The 17,558-nt window shown below is 34.2% G+C and carries 17 protein-coding genes and 1 other annotated feature; of the genes, 10 read left to right on the top strand and 7 right to left on the bottom strand.

The window, feature by feature from the left end:
* Nucleotides 1–123: 123 nt before the first annotated feature.
* Nucleotides 124–373 (top strand) — a binding site (T-box leader).
* Between the two features lie 118 nt (nt 374–491).
* Nucleotides 492–1,832: a sodium-dependent transporter gene (locus C564_RS0119230; RefSeq protein WP_018766449.1), complete on the top strand. Its 1,341-nt coding sequence runs from the start codon at nt 492–494 to the stop codon at nt 1,830–1,832.
* Between the two features lie 107 nt (nt 1,833–1,939).
* Here the strand turns inward: C564_RS0119230 and C564_RS0119225 are convergent, their stop codons facing one another.
* Genes C564_RS0119225 through C564_RS0119215 form a run of 3 tightly spaced genes read right to left on the bottom strand, consistent with a single transcriptional unit; the run spans nt 1,940 to nt 4,514 of the window.
* Nucleotides 1,940–2,641, bottom strand: coding sequence for a hypothetical protein (locus C564_RS0119225; protein WP_018766448.1), 702 nt, complete (start codon nt 2,639–2,641; stop codon nt 1,940–1,942).
* Between the two features lie 30 nt (nt 2,642–2,671).
* Nucleotides 2,672–3,604, bottom strand: a complete 933-nt coding sequence (locus C564_RS0119220) for an ABC transporter permease (protein ID WP_018766447.1) — start codon at nt 3,602–3,604, stop codon at nt 2,672–2,674.
* On the bottom strand, nt 3,597–4,514 hold the full coding sequence (locus C564_RS0119215) for an ABC transporter ATP-binding protein (RefSeq protein ID WP_018766446.1): 918 nt from the start codon (nt 4,512–4,514) through the stop codon (nt 3,597–3,599). The genes C564_RS0119220 and C564_RS0119215 overlap by 8 nt, the downstream gene beginning before the upstream one ends.
* Before the next feature lie 160 nt (nt 4,515–4,674).
* Between C564_RS0119215 and C564_RS0119210 the strand changes: the two genes are divergently transcribed.
* Both C564_RS0119210 and C564_RS0119205 read left to right on the top strand, forming a co-directional pair.
* A complete protein-coding gene (locus C564_RS0119210) occupies nt 4,675–6,453 on the top strand; it encodes a helix-turn-helix transcriptional regulator (RefSeq protein ID WP_018766445.1) in 1,779 nt (592 codons plus the stop codon).
* A gap of 120 nt (nt 6,454–6,573) precedes the next feature.
* Nucleotides 6,574–7,488, top strand: a complete 915-nt coding sequence (locus tag C564_RS0119205) for an alpha/beta fold hydrolase (RefSeq protein ID WP_018766444.1) — start codon at nt 6,574–6,576, stop codon at nt 7,486–7,488.
* Between the two features lie 50 nt (nt 7,489–7,538).
* Here C564_RS0119205 and C564_RS0119200 read toward each other — a convergent pair whose 3' ends face one another.
* Together C564_RS0119200 and C564_RS0119190 are read right to left on the bottom strand one after the other, a co-directional pair.
* Nucleotides 7,539–8,114 (bottom strand): nucleotidyltransferase family protein, encoded by a 576-nt coding sequence (locus C564_RS0119200; protein ID WP_018766443.1) that lies wholly within the window; start codon nt 8,112–8,114, stop codon nt 7,539–7,541.
* Between the two features lie 163 nt (nt 8,115–8,277).
* Nucleotides 8,278–9,075, bottom strand: a complete 798-nt coding sequence (locus C564_RS0119190) for a lipid II flippase family protein (protein WP_018766441.1) — start codon at nt 9,073–9,075, stop codon at nt 8,278–8,280.
* A 234-nt stretch (nt 9,076–9,309) separates the two neighbouring features.
* Here C564_RS0119190 and C564_RS0119185 point away from each other — a divergent pair, with 234 nt between their 5' ends.
* From C564_RS0119185 to C564_RS0119155, 7 genes are all read left to right on the top strand, one after another.
* Nucleotides 9,310–9,975 carry an HAD family hydrolase gene (locus tag C564_RS0119185; RefSeq protein WP_026008630.1) on the top strand — a complete coding sequence of 222 codons (666 nt, stop codon included), beginning with the start codon at nt 9,310–9,312 and terminating at the stop codon, nt 9,973–9,975.
* A gap of 234 nt (nt 9,976–10,209) precedes the next feature.
* Complete coding sequence (locus C564_RS0119180; RefSeq protein ID WP_018766439.1) at nt 10,210–11,649, top strand: GntP family permease; 1,440 nt, start codon at nt 10,210–10,212, stop codon at nt 11,647–11,649.
* A 108-nt stretch (nt 11,650–11,757) separates the two neighbouring features.
* Entirely contained in the window at nt 11,758–12,972 is a 1,215-nt protein-coding gene (locus tag C564_RS0119175) for an iron-containing alcohol dehydrogenase (protein ID WP_033794834.1), read from the top strand.
* Between the two features lie 43 nt (nt 12,973–13,015).
* Nucleotides 13,016–14,458 (top strand): GntP family permease, encoded by a 1,443-nt coding sequence (locus C564_RS0119170; RefSeq protein WP_018766437.1) that lies wholly within the window; start codon nt 13,016–13,018, stop codon nt 14,456–14,458.
* 113 nt (nt 14,459–14,571) lie between these two features.
* Nucleotides 14,572–15,294, top strand: a complete 723-nt coding sequence (locus tag C564_RS0119165) for an aspartate/glutamate racemase family protein (protein WP_018766436.1) — start codon at nt 14,572–14,574, stop codon at nt 15,292–15,294.
* Nucleotides 15,295–15,393: 99 nt separating this feature from the next.
* A complete protein-coding gene (locus tag C564_RS0119160) occupies nt 15,394–15,867 on the top strand; it encodes an SAM-dependent methyltransferase (RefSeq protein WP_006094725.1) in 474 nt (157 codons plus the stop codon).
* Complete coding sequence (locus C564_RS0119155; protein WP_018766435.1) at nt 15,864–16,304, top strand: GNAT family N-acetyltransferase; 441 nt, start codon at nt 15,864–15,866, stop codon at nt 16,302–16,304. The genes C564_RS0119160 and C564_RS0119155 overlap by 4 nt, the downstream gene beginning before the upstream one ends.
* 190 nt (nt 16,305–16,494) lie before the next feature.
* Here C564_RS0119155 and C564_RS0119150 read toward each other — a convergent pair whose 3' ends face one another.
* Together C564_RS0119150 and C564_RS0119145 are read right to left on the bottom strand one after the other, a co-directional pair.
* Nucleotides 16,495–17,034: an HAD-IIIA family hydrolase gene (locus C564_RS0119150; protein WP_018766434.1), complete on the bottom strand. Its 540-nt coding sequence runs from the start codon at nt 17,032–17,034 to the stop codon at nt 16,495–16,497.
* A gap of 26 nt (nt 17,035–17,060) precedes the next feature.
* The gene (locus tag C564_RS0119145) at nt 17,061–17,492 is read right to left on the bottom strand and encodes a GNAT family N-acetyltransferase (protein ID WP_006094728.1); all 432 of its coding nucleotides are present in this window, start codon (nt 17,490–17,492) and stop codon (nt 17,061–17,063) included.
* Nucleotides 17,493–17,558: the final 66 nt, after the last annotated feature.

Raw genomic sequence — 17,558 nt, 5'->3', positions numbered from 1 at the left:
GTGATAGAAATTTGTACAGTTAAGTTTCTTTCTTTCGACAAAAAAATAAATAACTTACTTGACAGTCATAAATATAACCGATATAATTCGTAGTAATTTCAAAAGAAATTATATTCAGAATATTAGAGTGCGTTGAATAGGAGTAGTAAGGTCATGTGTTTGTACAGAGAGCTATGGGTTGGTGTGACATAGTCAAATGACATCCTGAACTCGCCTAGGAGCAGTAAGGTGGAACAGAAGTCTAATTCTTAGTAAATCTTAACGGTTAACCTTCGATAACAGGTTTGTAATCAAACGATTACTGCTAAGGTGGATTCATAATGGAATCAATAAGGGTGGTACCGCGTTAAGTAAATGGCTTAGCGTCTCTTTATATAAAGAGATGCTGGGCCATTTTTTTATTATATATAGGAAGAAATGGAGGGTTTATTTGGATTGGTTAATAATATTTATTTATTAATATAAAAAGATGTAATTAGGAGGAAAATAGGATGAAACAGACGGAGCAGTGGACTTCGAAATTAGGATTTATAATGGCTGCAGCAGGATCTGCAATTGGGCTTGGAGCAATATGGAAGTTTCCTTATATTGCTGGAAAGAGCGGGGGAGGAGCATTCTTTTTAATCTTTATATTGTTTACGGTATTAATAGGTCTTCCGTTATTGGTAGCTGAATTTATGATAGGGCGCAGTACACAAAAACAAGCAATCGGAGCATTTAAAAGTATCGCACCAAATACAGGCTGGCATTGGATTGGACGTCTTGGCGTTGGAACTTGTTTTATTTTGTTATCATTTTATAGTGTTGTTGGTGGCTGGGTATTAATCTATTTATTCAGAGGGATAACTGGACAACTGATTACACCGCAGCAAAATTATAGTTCACTATTTACAGAAACAATTGGGGATCCGGTTTGGGCAATTGTTGGCCATTTTGCTTTTATGTTTATTACGATTTGGGTTGTATCAAAAGGGGTACAAAATGGAATCGAAAAAGCGAGTAAATATATGTTACCAGCATTGTTCGTTCTGTTTGTTGCTCTTATTGTACGCTCCTTAACACTTGATGATGCGATGAAAGGAGTCAAATTCTTCTTACAGCCTGATTTCTCAAAAATCACATCAGAAAGTATTTTGTTTGCAATGGGGCAATCATTCTTTGCTATTAGCATTGGGATATCCATCATGGTCACGTATAGTTCTTATTTAAATAAAAAAGAAAGTTTGCCACGCTCAGCGGTAACAATTGTTGGACTAAACTTATTTGTTTCTTTATTCGCTGGTCTAGCTATTTTCCCAGCAGTATTTTCACTAGGAATGGAACCGACAGAAGGACCAGGGTTACTATTTATTGTGTTACCTTCAGTTTTTAGTCAAATTCCATTTGGTAGCTTTTTCTTAACAGTATTTCTTGCACTATTCACATTTGCAACGTTAACATCTGCGTTTTCACTACTTGAAACGGTTGTTTCAGCACTAGCGAATGGACAGCAGGAAAGAAGAAAGAAATTGTCATGGATCATTGGATTTTTAATTTTCTTAGTTGGTATCCCATCTGCACTTTCATTTGGTGTATGGAATGATATTACAATCTTTGGTAAAAATATTTTTGATGCGGTAGACTTTTTATCTAGTAATATTTTAATGCCACTTGGAGCTTTGTTTATTAGTATTTTCGTCTCATTTAAAATGGAGAAAAAGGTATTAGAAGCTGAATTTTTTATTGGCGGTAATTACGGGAAAGCATTGTTCACTTGCTGGGTATTCTTGCTTCGATTTGTCGCTCCGATTGCGATTGTCATTGTCTTTTTGAATGTGATTGGGATTATTTGAAATTAAATAATTGAATATTCAGAAATTATTAAGGTGTATTTAAGGAAAAAACCAACCGAATTATTAAAAAATGCGGTTGGTTTTTATCCTGTATAAGTAAATCAATTTTATTTATTAAAAGTTATTTTCCCTTTAACATTATTTACTTTTATTTTATCGCTTTTAGCACCTAAGATGGTAACATTCTTTTCAATATTATTGATAGCGGCTGAACCATCACCAATTTTGGCTCTTATAGATCCTTTTATATCCTTAATAACAACTTTGCCGTTGTTATTATCAAGATTAATGTCAGACTTTGTATGCACAATATCTACATTTCCATCTCTATTTGTTACACTTACAGTTCCATTAACGTTGGAAATGTCAATATTACCGTTGACATTAAGTATATTTATATCTGAATCGAGGTTAGAGACTTTGATATCGCCGTCTCTATGAGTTTTTTTAAATTCAACTTTTATGTTTTTAGGTAATGATAGTTTGACATCAACCCAAGTTTCGCTATTGCTAAAAAATTGTCCATCAAAAGAAGTGTTTAAAGTTGCAATTCCATTTTTGGCTGAAAGATCTAGTTTTAATTTATCCATGCTGATACCTTTAGCCTTTGCAGTAATAGAAGCCTCTATTTTATCTGATTTAGGATTTGTTGAAATATCAATATTGCCGTTACGGTTATCTAATGTTAACGTTTTAACATCAGTAGCGGATAGCTCCAGTTGTTGTTCTTTTGTTTTACTTTCGGAATTTGAACAACCAGTAAGTATAAGAGTTATTAATATACAGAATTTAATCCATCTTTTTTTCAATGTATTTTCCTCCAGTCTTTAATAAAAAATTTAAGCGACATCTTTTTTTACGAATATGGGGTATGCAATTCCATGCATGATGAATATATGAGTTAAGATAAATAGTATAGAAAAACTGAAAGTCATGCCCTCTACAGGGGGATTCTCATATACGAAACTTGATAAATCCGTATGAGAGAAGATGAAATATTTTGTCCAGCTGAAACCTTTTAATGAGATACTCATGACAAAACCTGCAATTGCTACTAAAAGAGAAAATACGATAGAGAATGTAGTGCTTTTAAACGCCGCTGAAATCATAAATGCTAAAGTTGCAACAATAATTAAGTAAGGAATCTTAAATAATAAGCTACCAATTAGTGCCTGAAGGAAGCTTGTTTTTTGAACGGCATGATCTTTGACAAATAAGTATTCACCATTTATTCCATCAAAGCCTAAAAGAATACCACTAAATAGAATGGAAAGAAGGAACGTCATTACGATTAAGAAAAATCCAAATAATAAAGTAGAAATATATTTAGAAAAATATATTTGTGTGCGAGTAGCGGTTCGTGTTAATAAAAATTTAATTGTACCGGATTGAAATTCACTTGCAACAATTTCACCAGCTATTATGAGTGTAATAATGGAGATAGCTATTAAAAAATTTGTACTTTGTCCAATCGTAAAGAACCAAGCATTGTTTGTTGGTTTTATATTACTGTCAATGTAATAATTATTTAGTAAAAGTTTTTTTTCATTTTCTATTTTTTCAATAGGTAATTTTAGAGATTCTTTTTCAACTTGAAGTAATGCATTTTCTTCAATAAGAGATGTCTTCCAGTCATCCCCATAATTAACTTGGCTGGAAAGCTTTACGTTTAGGAATTGAATGAAAATAAATACAACCATAACACCTATCATAATCCAAGTTCTTTTTCGTTTGAAAATTTTCATATTTTCATTTTTTATTAGATTAATCATTGTGCACTCCATCTCCAGTCATTTCAATAAATTTGTCTTCTAAAGTTGTTTTAATGGTTTGAACACCATAAACATTCACTCCATTTTTGGCTAATGTATCGCAAATTTCAGGTATATGTTCTTTACTTATTTTGATCGTAATGACATTTTGATTTGTTATGATTTCTTCACCTATTACTGATTTTTGTAAGAGTGGGATTGCTAAGTCTGTTCGGTCTACTTCAAATTGTACAGCTTGTATCTGTTCTTTCGTAATATCTTTTATATCATGTATACCAATTAAATCTCCTTTGTCTATAATAACGATGCGATCACACATCATTTCCATTTCGGCCATTAGATGGCTTGAAACAACAATTGCTACATTTTCGTCTGTAGCTAGTTGTTTTAAATGAAACCTTAAATCTCTAATTCCTTGAGGGTCTAATCCATTTGTAGGTTCATCTAAAATGAGAAGGGCAGGTTTGTGTACCAAAGCAATTGCAAGAGCAAGCCGCTGTTTCATTCCTAAAGAATAAGTGGAAACTTTATTATGAATACTTTTTTCCAACCCAACTAAAGAAACAACCACATCTAAACGTTCTTTTGGAATATTAGGTGTCATTCTAGAGAAGTGAAGGAGGTTATCATAGCCAGATAAAAATTTGTATAAATCAGGATTCTCAACAATCACTCCAATATGTTTCATAGCTTCTTTAAAGTCTTTGCTTGTGTCTTTTTTGTTAATTGTGACTGTTCCACTGGTTTTGGAGATTAAGCCAACAATCATTTTAATTGTAGTGGATTTTCCAGCACCATTTGGGCCTAGAAGACCAAGAATTTCTCCTTTTCGAGCATCAAATGATAATTGATTAACGAGTGTGCGCCTTCCAATTTTCTTAGTTAAGTTCTGTACTTTTAAAATACACATATTTTGTTCACTCCCTTAATATTAGTGACATGTTTCGGCTACTAACATAGCAAAAAGAATGTAATATAAGGCAGTGACAAAGTGTCATAACCTTGCTATGATGAAAATGGAAAAATAGGGGATATGTATAATATTCATCTTGATAGGGGGTATATGAAAGTTGAATGACATAAAAAATAAGTTACTTTGGCAGGAATGGGTAATGATACTTATTCGGATCACTTGGATTGTTGCAATTGTTACTTTGACATATCAAGATAATCCAAACTTTCCACTTGAGATTGTTTTTATAAGTACATTTCTGTCTTATGTCATACCTGTCATATTATATAAATTACAAAGTGAATTATATGTAGTAACAGAAATTATCTTAGTAGGTGGACTTTCGCTTTATTTTGCATATACATATCATTTGGCTCAGTTTTTATCTCCTGCAATTTTAACGCTTGCATTTTTTTGTCGTGGAAAAGTAAATTTCTATGCATTACCTGCAATGATAATTATCTGTGTATTGGGAGTTTTCTTGAATTTCGGGTTTGATCGAAATAAGCTGCTTCTAAGTATATTTGATGTTCTCTTTATATATGGCGTAGGTCATTTACTACAAAGAGTTGTTTATTCTATGGATGCTATTAAGAAAAAACTGAAATTGATTAAAGATAAGAATGCAATTTTAGAACAATATTCGTCCCAAGTAGAAAGAATAACTTTGCTTGAGGAAAGGGATAGAATGGCAAGAGAATTACATGATACGATAGGATATAAATTTACTTCGGTTATATTGAGTATGGAAACATTACGACCACATCTAGTAACCAAGGAGGGAGAGGAAAAATTACAAGAAATATTAGATATATCACGATCTGCATTAGATAATATTCGAAGACAGGTTCACGAAATGGATCCTCAAGAGGAATCAAATCTAGATGTGTCTTTATTGAACTTAATAGAAGAGTTTAAAAGTAATACAAATGTTCATGTTGTTTTCCGTACGGTTGGAGAATATTATCCAATGGCTAAAAAACTGAAGAGAACTTTCTGTCGGTGTTTACAAGAGGCAATGACAAACGCAACAAGACATGGGGGAGCAGAAACGATACAAGTTCTTTTACAATATCATAAAAATTATGTGATGCTTCAAATACAAGATGACGGTATAGGCATGGAAGTTATGCAGGAGGGTTTTGGTTTATCGGGAATGAGAGAACGCCTAAGTGAATATCATGGGAATTTGAGTATTGATTCCACTAAGGATACAGGAACAATTGTGACTTGTTTGATTCCGACCTTACATAAAGAAGAATCATTTGCCCAAGATAAGATTCATATATTAGTAGTAGATGATCAGCCTATCATTTCAGATAGCTTAGAACTTTTATTGGATAAATACGGTTTTCGCGTATCGGTTGCGAATAGTGGGGCACAAGCCTTAAAGCAATGTGAAGAAAGGCAGCCAAATGTTGTTCTTATGGATATACAAATGCCTAAGATGAATGGGATTACAACAATGAAGAAAATCAAAAATAGGTGGCCAGATACTAAAATAATTATGGTCACAACTTTTGAAGAAACTTCTAGTGTTTCAGAAGCGATTGAAGCGGGAGCAGAGGGATATGTACTTAAATCTGTTCAACCAGAAGAGTTAGTAGCGGCTATTCGATTAGTACATTTAGGTGGGACAATGCTATCTCAGGACGTGGCGACTCGCTTATTTAAAGAATATAGTCCAATGCCGAAAAAGCCTCCTTATGAATTGACTCCTCGTGAAATGGACGTATTAGGTTGTCTCAAAGAAGGGTTTCGCTATAAAGAAATTGCAGCAAAGCTATTCTTATCGGAAGGAACTGTAAGAAATTACGCTTCTTCAATTTATATGAAACTTCAAGTATCAGGAAGGGGAGAAGCTGTAAAAAAAGCATTGGATGAAGCTTTTCTATAAAAAATTTAAAATGGAGGATGAGAAAATGTACTATTATGTTACGGATATATAACATGTACGGATTCGTGGTCCTCCTATTTGTATATGGTGTCGAAATATAAAAAATAGGAGGAGAAAGAGATGAAACAAGAAAAAGAGGTGCTATTACAAGGTAAAATGGTGAAAGTACGCGGGAAAAAGCTGTATGTGGAGATGCATGGATCACTAGAGAAGCATCCTGTATTGTATCTTCATGGAGGTCCTGGAGAGATGTGTTTTGATTTTTCCTATCATCAAGCACATAGATTACAAGATTCTTTTCGACTCATTGCCATTGATCAACGTGGGGTAGGACGTTCAGAGGAAATTGGACAGAAAGAGCCATTTGGATTGCAAGATCTTATCGAAGACTGCGAAGAGCTAAGGAAGATGTTACAAATTGAAAAATGGTCTGTTATTGGACATTCCTTTGGTGGGTTTCTAGCATTGTTATATGCAGAAATGTACCCACAATCTATTCGAAAAATTATTTTTGAAGGGCCAACTTTTGATTTTGCATTAACTAGTAGAGCGTTATTAAAAAAGACAGGAACTTTGTTAATGGAGTATGGGAAAGAACAGCAGGGAAAAGAATGTATAGCTATCGCAGAGAGTAATACTAGTCCAGAGGAATTGCTAGAAGCTTATTCGAAATTAAGTGATGAATTAGAAGAAAATAGAATGGAAATATATAATTACGTTGAGGATGAAACGGATTATAGTTTATATAGTGAGGGAGAATGGGAAGAGTTTTATAAGCGTTCCGCAATTCATTTTATAAGATTGAAAGAGGAAGGGGAAATTTATCAATCTTTATTATTAAAATTAAAAGATGTCGAGAATCCAATGTTGCTAATCATAGGAAAACACGATGTAGTAACTTGTGAAAAACACATTGAAGTATTTCAAAGAGATACTCAAAATGGTAAAGTCATAGTCTTTGAAGAATGTGGTCATACACCGCATTATGAAGCAGCGAATCAATTTGCAGAAACGGTAATTGATTTTTTGAAGTGAATTAGAAAAAGGTGCTTCATAAAAATGAGAAGCACCTTTTTTCTTCATGTTTAAATTTCAGGATGGAAGATTGTAATGTTAGGCCATTTACTTTGCCAGTTCTTTTTTTGTAATCTTTTTTTATACATATTAGTGCGCTCTTTCGTTTCGAGGAAATGAGGTGTTGGCTTCACCTGTAACGTGAGAACATCTTCTATTCCGCAAGGGGCGGTTAATACAATATTATCTTGGTCATCTAATGTAACTCCAAGAGCAGTCGCTGTTTCGGGGAATTTAGAAATTGCATCGACTGAAGATGAATAAGGTGGCATGTTATTGACTACATGCATACGAGCTTGATTTTTCACTGACCATGGAATAGTAGAATCTATACTTTTAAGCTTATTTTCTAATTTTTCTTCGGTGGATTCACTTATATGTAATGGGTCAAAATAGATGATATCTATATCTGGCGTTAGAGTTCTTACTTCGTATCCATGAAGAACATCCCAAATTTTAGAACGAACAAATCCAGCGCAAACCCACCAATCAGGCAATTGTAGGGATTTTGCTGTCTGTAATATTTCCATCATCCAAGTATCATTTTGTATGAGTTTAGTAATATCTTGTTCTGTTTTCATATACATACATTCCCCTCCTTGTTAAATGTAACTTTTCATTTAAGTAATTTAAGAATTTTTGAATATAGTATATCTTTCTCTTCATCAAGTATTGCTTCTGTTAATCGAGCTGTCATAGTGGGAAGTATCATTCACTGATCCTCACCATCAAGGATGATGTAGTGGTCATTTAATGCATGAGTTTAATAATCCACAAAATCCAATGTGCACCAGGTACAAATAAGAGCTGTGCTAATAATGTACCGAGAAATCTTGAAATCATAAGCCAACCGAACATTTTCCCCATTGTATCAGCCCCATTCTCTGATTGAAGAGCACGCTCTGTTAAAAGGGCAATGCGCGGATCTAAAAGCACAGTTAATAAGATTGTGGCAAATCCATTAACGAGCCCGGATGCCGTACTGGCATTCGTCGCATAAGTCGGATTTAAAAAGGAAGCGTACAAAGCAGAAAGGACACCTGCAGTATAGATGGCGGTTGCAAACATATTAATGAGCATAATTCGTTTCGGAATACCACCAATTCGCATACGGTGAATCATTTCAGATTTAGGAAAACGAACATATTTTTTTGTATACTTCAATTTTTGTAAATTGTTTGTTTTCATCATTCGAATGAATGAACCGTCTGTTTCAAAGTTTTGAATTACATACCCAAATAGCTTTGTGAAAGTAGGATATAGAATAATTGCGAGCAGTGTACCGATGGAAGCTGTGAATAAAACGAGACGTATTGCTCTTTCTAAATCAATAGAGGAGTCTATCTTGGCCTGATCAACGATACCGCCAAGTAAAAAAGCTTGCAGTAAGTTGGATGTTCGTGAAACCAGCAACACCAACCCAACTACGGATAGGGAAACAGCAATCTTTTTTAAACGCACACCTGCTAAGCGAATACTATAAGAACTTGTTTCGACTGCATGGATGATAATCGTGAAAGCCATTATGAAAATTAATGTTTTCGTCATTTTTGGTCACCATTTTTCTATGAAATTATACTTATAATACAACAAGAACATAGTTTTGAGTATATATATTCGTGGCTCAGACTGTTGGGAAGAAGCTAATGTGTAAAAAAAACAACATAAATATTCAAAATAAATATTTTGATAATATAGAAAGGATGGTGATTTTTCTGTTAGAGGGGGATTTGTGTCATGCATACATATTATAGTAATCGTGCAAAAGAGTATGAAGCAGGGATGTATACAACATTTCTATTTGATTTAGATGGAACATTAACAGATCCGAAAGAAGGAATTGTAAATTCGGTTTTATATGCATTGCGAAAAATGGGAATAGATGAACCGAATCAGAAAGAGCTAGATTCTTTTATTGGTTCACCAATTCAGCATTCGTTTGCAGATAGATACGGAATGGACGAAAAACAAATAGAGCAAGCTGTTACATATTTTCGTGAATATCTAAAGCGAAGCGGCCTACTTGAGAATAGTGTGCATGAGATGATTCCCTATATTTCACAAAAGTTAAAAGATGAAGAGAAACGATTATTTGTTGCAACTTCAAAAACCACTGTATTTGCAAAACAAGTTTTAGAACACTTTAACTTGATTCATTTTTTTGAAGAAATTGTTGGTAGTAATTTAGATGGAACCCGAATAAAGAAAGATGAAATTATTGAATATATTTTGCATACAAATCCAGAGTTGCAAAGAGAAGAGATAGTGATGATTGGGGATAGAAAGCATGACATGATAGGAGCTAATTGTAATGGGATTGACTCTATCGGTGTATTGTATGGATATGGGAGTGAAGAAGAATTAAAAGAAGCAGGAGCGACGCATATTGTGAAACATGTCGAAGAGTTGCGAAGCTTCTGTACAAAAGACAGAATTTTTAAAATATAAAACAAAAAAGCAAATCCCTTTATAACGAGTAATAGTTAAATCGTTTTCGTTTAAAGGGATTTTTCATATGTAATAGAATAGTAATAAATATGCTATTTTAATTATAAAAATTTTGTTAGAAAAGGGGGAGGAATGTCAGTATTTGAATCGTTATAAAAGCGATATTTTGTAGGGATACATAGAAAAAATCCGGATTGAAAAGATTGAATTTTCAGTCTGAGAAAGGTGAGAGAATTGGAGCTAGTTATTATTTTATTAGCACTTAGTTTACTTATGTTTGTTGCCTATAGAGGATTTTCTGTTATTTTATTTGCACCGATTTTTGCTCTATTTGCAGTATTTTTAACAGAACCTAGTTTTGTACTGCCTTTCTTTTCGAATATTTTTATGGAGAAAATGGTAGGCTTTATTAAGTTGTATTTTCCAGTTTTCTTACTAGGTGCTATTTTCGGTAAAGTAGTAGAAATGTCTGGAATTGCAGATTCTATTGCTAAGACAATTATTGAAATAGTGGGTGAAAAACGGACCATTTTGGCTATCGTTTTAATGGGGGCTGTTTTAACTTATAGCGGTGTGAGTGTTTATGTTGTTGTGTTTGCAATATATCCATTTGCTGCAAAATTGTTTCGTCAAGCGAATATTCCGAAGCGCTTAATACCTGGAACAATCGTTCTTGGAGCTGTCACGTTTACGATGGATGCACTCCCAGGATCACCGCAAATTCAAAATGTAATCCCGACAACATTTTTTAAAACAGATATTTATGCAGCACCTATACTTGGTATTATTGGTGCTATTTTTGTCTTAACGTTAGGATTGATCTATTTAGAGAGTCGACGTAAGAAGGCGAAAGCAGCTGGAGAAGGATATTTTGGTTTTGAAGATGGGAATTCTGAAATGGCAGCATCACTGGAGTTAGAGCAAAAGAATCATACTTCTCTTCAAAGTATTAAAATTTCAAGAGTACAGCAAGTCGTTGCTTTTGTACCACTTATTTTAGTAGGAGTTATGAATAAGTTTTTTACAATAACAATACCAAAATGGTATCCAAATGGTTTTGATTTTTCCTCAATTGGAATGAAATCGTTTGGTAAGATAGAGTTAAGCGCAGTACTTGGTATTTGGTCTGTAGAATTAGCACTCATCATTGGGATTATAACAACGCTTTTATTATATTGGAAGCGTGTTGTAACAGGATTTCAAGCAGGATTGAATACAAGTATTGGAGGAGCATTGCTTGCAACAATGAATACAGGAGCAGAATTCGGCTTTGGTGGCGTAATTGCAGCACTTCCAGGGTTTGCGATTATGCGAGATAGCATTTCTGCAACATTTACTAATCCACTCGTAAATGGAGCGGTGACAACGAATATTCTTGCTGGTATTACTGGTTCAGCATCGGGAGGAATGGGAATTGTATTAAGTGCAATGGGAGATAAATTTATTGCAGCGGCAGAACAATATCATATTCCACTTGAAGTTATGCATCGTATTGTTTCAATGGCATCGGGAGGGATGGATACACTTCCACATAACGGAGCAATTATTACAATCCTTACTGTTACAGGATTGACACATAAACAATCGTATCGTGATATATTTGCTGTGACAATATTGAAAACGGTCGCTGTATTTTTAGTAATTGCTTTTTATATGTTTACAGGAATCTACTAATAAATTTATTAGTCTGGGAGGAAATAATTAATCGAAGTGGAATATTACATTTGATAATTTATACAATGGAAATTTCACATTATAAAATATTTAGTAGGGAAAGAAGGAGTGGGTTATTTGCAAGAAATCGCAGAGTTTCGTATGCCAAAGAACGTTTTGTACGGGAGAAATTCACTGGATAAATTAGGAGAACAAGCAATTAAACTAGGGAAAAAAGCTTTCATTATCAGTGATTCTATTATGAAAAAACTTGGTTATATTGATGCGTGTGTGAAACTACTAAAAGCGAAAAAAATAGATGTTATTACTTATGAAAATGTAAATGCGGAACCAACAAATATCCACGTTTTGGAAGCGTTAACGATATGTGCAGAGTCAAAATGTGATTTTATTATTGGGCTTGGTGGAGGAAGTTGTATTGATGCAGCAAAAGCTGTAGCAGTTCTGTTTACAAATGGAGGAGAGATTGAAGATTATGTTCAAAATCATGTGGAAATAGAAAAGCAACCATTACCCCTTATTGCAATTCCAACAACATCTGGTACAGGATCAGAAGTTACAAGTGTTGCTGTTATTACAAATACAAAAACAGATGTCAAAATGATGATTAAGCACCCAAATTTCACGCCACAAATCGCGATTATCGATCCCTTATTGACACGTTCTGTTCCACCGAATATTACTGCAGCAACAGGTATTGACGCACTATGTCATGCAATTGAAGCATATCTTTCTAGATTTTCGCAACCGCTTACAGATGTATTAGCACTTGCAGCAATTGGAGCGATTATGAAACACTTGCGGATTGCCTATGAAAAGGGGACAGATATAGAAGCACGAGAAGCAATGATGATTGCATCCTTACAAGCTGGCATTGCTTTTTCAAACGCATCGGTCACTTTAGTCCATGGAATGTCACGCCCAATTGGAGCACTATTTCATGTACCCCATGGTATATCAAATGCGATGTTACTACCAGCAGTTTTAGATTTTACAAAAATTTGCTCAGTCAAACGCCTCGCAGATATTGGGCGGATTATAAATCCGGAATTACATTCATTATCTGATGAAGAGCTTGCTAACCATGCTATTTTTGAAATAAAGAAACTCTGTTTGGATCTACGTACTCCTAATCTTAGGGAGTACGGAATTGATCAGGTTGAATTTGAAAATGCTCTTTCAAAAATGGCGAAAGATGCATTGGCTAGTGGGAGTCCGAGTAATAACCCACGCATCCCTTCTTATCATGAGGTGAAAAAATTATATCGTATATGTTTTGACTATCAATATGAAAATTCTATAAGTACCTCAATAGATTTCTGAATATTATTAAAATATTTCCACGGAAATGAAAAGGGGGCAGGAGATGGAATTAGTAATTATTTTATTGGCTCTTTGCATGCTGATGTTTGTTGCCTATCGTGGTTTTTCGGTTATATTATTTGCCCCAATTTGCGCGCTATTTGCGGTTTTATTAACAGAGCCAAGTCACGTATTACCTTTTTTCTCTAATATTTTTATGGAAAAAATGGTTGGGTTTATTAAATTATATTTTCCAGTATTCTTACTCGGAGCAATTTTCGGTAAGGTAGTAGAAATGTCAGGGATTGCGGAGTCTATTGCAAAAACAATTATTCAGCTAGTTGGTGTCAAACGTTCTATGCTAGCAATTGTTCTGATGGGTGCTATATTAACCTATAGTGGCGTCAGTTTGTTTGTAGTTGCTTTTGCGGTATATCCATTTGCAGCTAATTTATTTCGAGAGGCTAATATTCCAAAACGATTAATACCAGGAACAATTGCTCTTGGAGCGATTACGTTTACAATGGATGCGCTTCCGGGGACACCGCAAATTCAAAATGTTATTCCAACCACGTTTTTTAAAACAGACATTTATGCAGCACCATTTCTTGGAATCATTGGGGCGGTCTTTGTATTTCTTGTTGGTATGTTGTATTTAGAAAGAAGACGAAAAAAGGCAGAGGAAAGTGAAGAAGGTTATTATGGTTGTGGAAATGAGAACTCTGAAATGGCAGCCACAACTGAAACAGAACAAACTATAAAACCACCAGCTATTCATACTCCCGAAATTACACCACTTCGCCAAGTACTTGCTTTTATACCGCTTATTTTAGTGGGGGCAATGAATAAAGTTTTTACAGTGATGATTCCAACATGGTATCCAAAGGGATTTGATTTTTCATCTATTGGATTAAAAACATTTGGCAAAGTGGAACTTTCTGGTGTGCTAGGCGTATGGTCTGTTGAACTGGCACTATTAATCGGAATTATTACAACGATAATTTTAAATTGGAACCGCTTATTTACGGGATTTCAAGCTGGCTTAAATGCAAGTATTGGTGGTGCATTGCTTGCTGCTATGAATACTGGAGCAGAATATGGTTTTGGGGGAGTTATAGCAGCATTACCCGGCTTCGGTGTCATTCGGGACAGTATTTCTACGACGTTCACAAATCCTCTCGTAAATGGTGCAGTTACTACAAATGTCCTTGCGGGAATTACTGGATCAGCATCAGGAGGAATGGGGATTGCTTTAAGTGCGATGTCGGAGAAATACATTGCGGCGGCAGAGCAATATAATATTCCATTTGAAGTGATGCATAGGATTATTTCAATGGCATCAGGAGGAATGGATACATTACCACATAACGGTGCTGTCATTACATTATTGGCAGTAACTGGATTAACACATAAGCAATCTTATCGTGATATTTTTGCAATTACTATTATTAAAACAATAGCTGTATTTGTTGTGATCGGTGTTTATAGCTTAACTGGAATTGTATAAGAAGAACTAAAAAAGGACATTTGTTTGTTTAACAAATGTCCTTTTTGTTATGTTAAAATTACATAATAATGTTGTGTAAATTTTAAATGAGAAAATAAGGGGGAATGGGTAAGATGAAAATGATAGGTCTTATTGGTGGAATGAGCTGGGAGTCTTCTTCTGAATATTATCGCATTATTAATGAAGAAGTAAAAAAGAGGTTAGGAGGATTACATTCAGCGAAATGTCTTTTATATAGCGTTGATTTTGAAGAGATTGAACGATATCAATCTGAAGGTGATTGGGGAAAAGCGGGAAACGTATTAGGAGAAGCTGCATATTCTCTTGAGAAAGCTGGTGCAGACTTCATTGTTATTTGTACGAATACAATGCATAAAGTGATTAGTAATATTAAAGATAAGGTGAGTATTCCTATTTTACATATCGCGGATGCAACAGCTATGGAAATAAAGAAACAAGGAATTCGATCAGTTGGTTTACTCGGAACGAAATATACAATGGAACAAGATTTTTACAAATCACGTATAGAAGAAAAGGGTATGAGAGTAATGATACCAAATGAAACAGATAGGGAATTAGTAAATAGAATCATATATAACGAGTTATGTTTAGGAAAGGTTAATCAAACATCAAGAGATTCCTATAAAGAAATAATAAATCGTTTCGTACAAAATGGAGCAGAAGGAATTATATTAGGTTGTACGGAAATAGGGCTATTAGTAAAACAGGAAGATTCTCAAGTTCCTTTATTTGATACAACTTTTATACATGCTGTTGAAGCTGTAAACATCTCTTTAGGAGGTTATTTGGATGTGATGAAAAAGAATAAAAAATAATTACATAACTTTATTATGTAAACTAATCCGGTTGTGTCGATGGAAAATATTCAGAAGATACTTTATAATGTAAGTGGTTACAAAAAAGGGGGAGTATGGATGTTTTCACTTCGGCCAATTGCTTTTGTACATAATGAAAGAAAAATGATAATGGATGATGAATGGGGAGATGTACAATCTCTTATTACATTAACGGATTCATATGCAGAAGAGAGTATACAAGGAATTGAAGATTTTTCACATATTGAAGTAATCTTTTATTTTCATAAAGTGAAAGATGAACAGATTCAATATTCGGCTAGACATCCACGAAATAATAAGGAATATCCGAAAATAGGTATTTTTGCACAGCGGGGGAAAAATCGTCCCAATCGATTGGGGGCGACAATTGCAAAAGTTGTAAGGCGAGAAGGAAAATCAATTGTAGTTGAAGGATTAGATGCAATTGACGGTACACCTATATTGGATATAAAGCCTGTTATGAGAGAGTTTTTACCGAATGAAGATATTTTACAACCTGAATGGGTAACGGACCTTATGAAGGAGTATTGGAAAGGAAGCGAAGTAAAGTGAAAATATATGAAGCGACAATTGAAGATTTAGATGGAGTAGCATCAGTATTTAATAATTATCGTACCTTTTATAAACAAGAGTCGAATGTGGGAGAAGCACGAGTATTTTTGCGTAATCGCATAGAGCGAAAAGAATCTGTAATTTTTGTAGCTGTTGAAGATGGGGAGTACCTTGGATTCACACAATTATATCCTTCTTTTTCATCAGTTTCGATGAAAGAATTATGGATTTTAAATGATCTATTTGTACAAGAAGGTAAACGCGGCGCAGGTATTGGAAAAAAATTATTAGAAGCGGCTAGAATTTTCGCACTAGAGAACGGTGCAAAAGGATTAAAATTGCAAACAGAAATAGATAACATATCAGCACAGCGATTATATGCCGAGAATGGATATTTGAGAGATAATCGTTATTTCCATTATGAATTAACTTTCTAAATTCAATATTAATACAGGCGAAAATACAAACCGAACTCTATCATTCAACGTATATTACTATTGTGCAAGTTCCTGTGAATACAACGTACAATATTATTTGCGATTGCTTGTAGATTTGTATATGAAAAATAAAAACCCTAACATATTACTTTTGATTAATATGTTAGGGTTTTTTTAAATAAGGTGCTTCTTAAATTTGTGTTGTAATTCGTTTCAGAATCCAAATGACAGCATCTTGAAAGTTTTCTGCAATATAACTCGGTTCAATATCAGCCCATTTATCGCGATATGTATGTAATGCGTCATGCCCGGCACCCGTTTGAACTAAGATCGTTGTTGCACTCACATTTGCGCCAGCAACGATATCAGTCCAGCGATCGCCAATAACGATACATTTTGTTAAATCAAGCTCATGTTTTTTTGATGCTTGCAGAAGCATACCTGTACTTGGCTTTCGACATTCGCATCCATCTCCATGTCTGTGAGGACAAAGATAGATGTCATCAAAACCAAAAGCTTCTAGTTCTTGAATAAAATCTTCTATACTTGCTTTTCCATCAGCAATACCAGGTTGATTTGTAAAGGAAAATAGTTTTATATTTTGTTCTTTTAATGCACGTAAGGCGTCTTGTGTAAATGGAAATAAGGTAAATTCACCAGGATAATGTATGATAGTATCTCCTCCGATGGTTCCATCACGATCGATAAATATTGCTTGAATGTTTGTCATAATAGTAGTTCCCTTCAACTAGTAAATTAAAAGTATTTTACAAATCGATATCCGTTTATTTCGTATCCTAATTTTTTATAGAATGGATGAGCATCTGTTCTTTGCGTACCACTTACAAGCCATGTTCCAATACAGTTATGCTCTTTAGCTAACTGTTCAGCATACTCCATTAAAATTTGTCCAATTCCTTTTCTTCTTGCTGTGGAGTCAACACTAATAATGGATACTTCCCCGTATCGTGTCACATCTTCTAAGTTCTCACGTATACGAAATCCAAGGAATCCAAATATATGATCATCTTCTTCGTAAACATATAAGAAGTCAAATGGGCTCATTTCAACAAATTGTAAGCGGTTTTGCATGTCTACATAAGAAATATCAGAACCTTTTAATTCTTTTGTTAGTGAACAAAGTGCTTCTATATCGTTCACAGTTGCTTTTCGAATGTGAGATTTCATACTCTCAACTCCATCTGTAAATATAAATTAATAACTCCAAATGTTAAATATTCTGTTAAAAAGTGT

The organism is Bacillus sp. 105MF, from assembly GCF_000374885.1.
Classification (GTDB): domain Bacteria; phylum Bacillota; class Bacilli; order Bacillales; family Bacillaceae_G; genus Bacillus_A; species Bacillus_A pseudomycoides.
The sequence above is the reverse complement of the archived record's forward strand: the minus strand, read 5'-3'. Positions and strand labels throughout refer to the sequence as shown.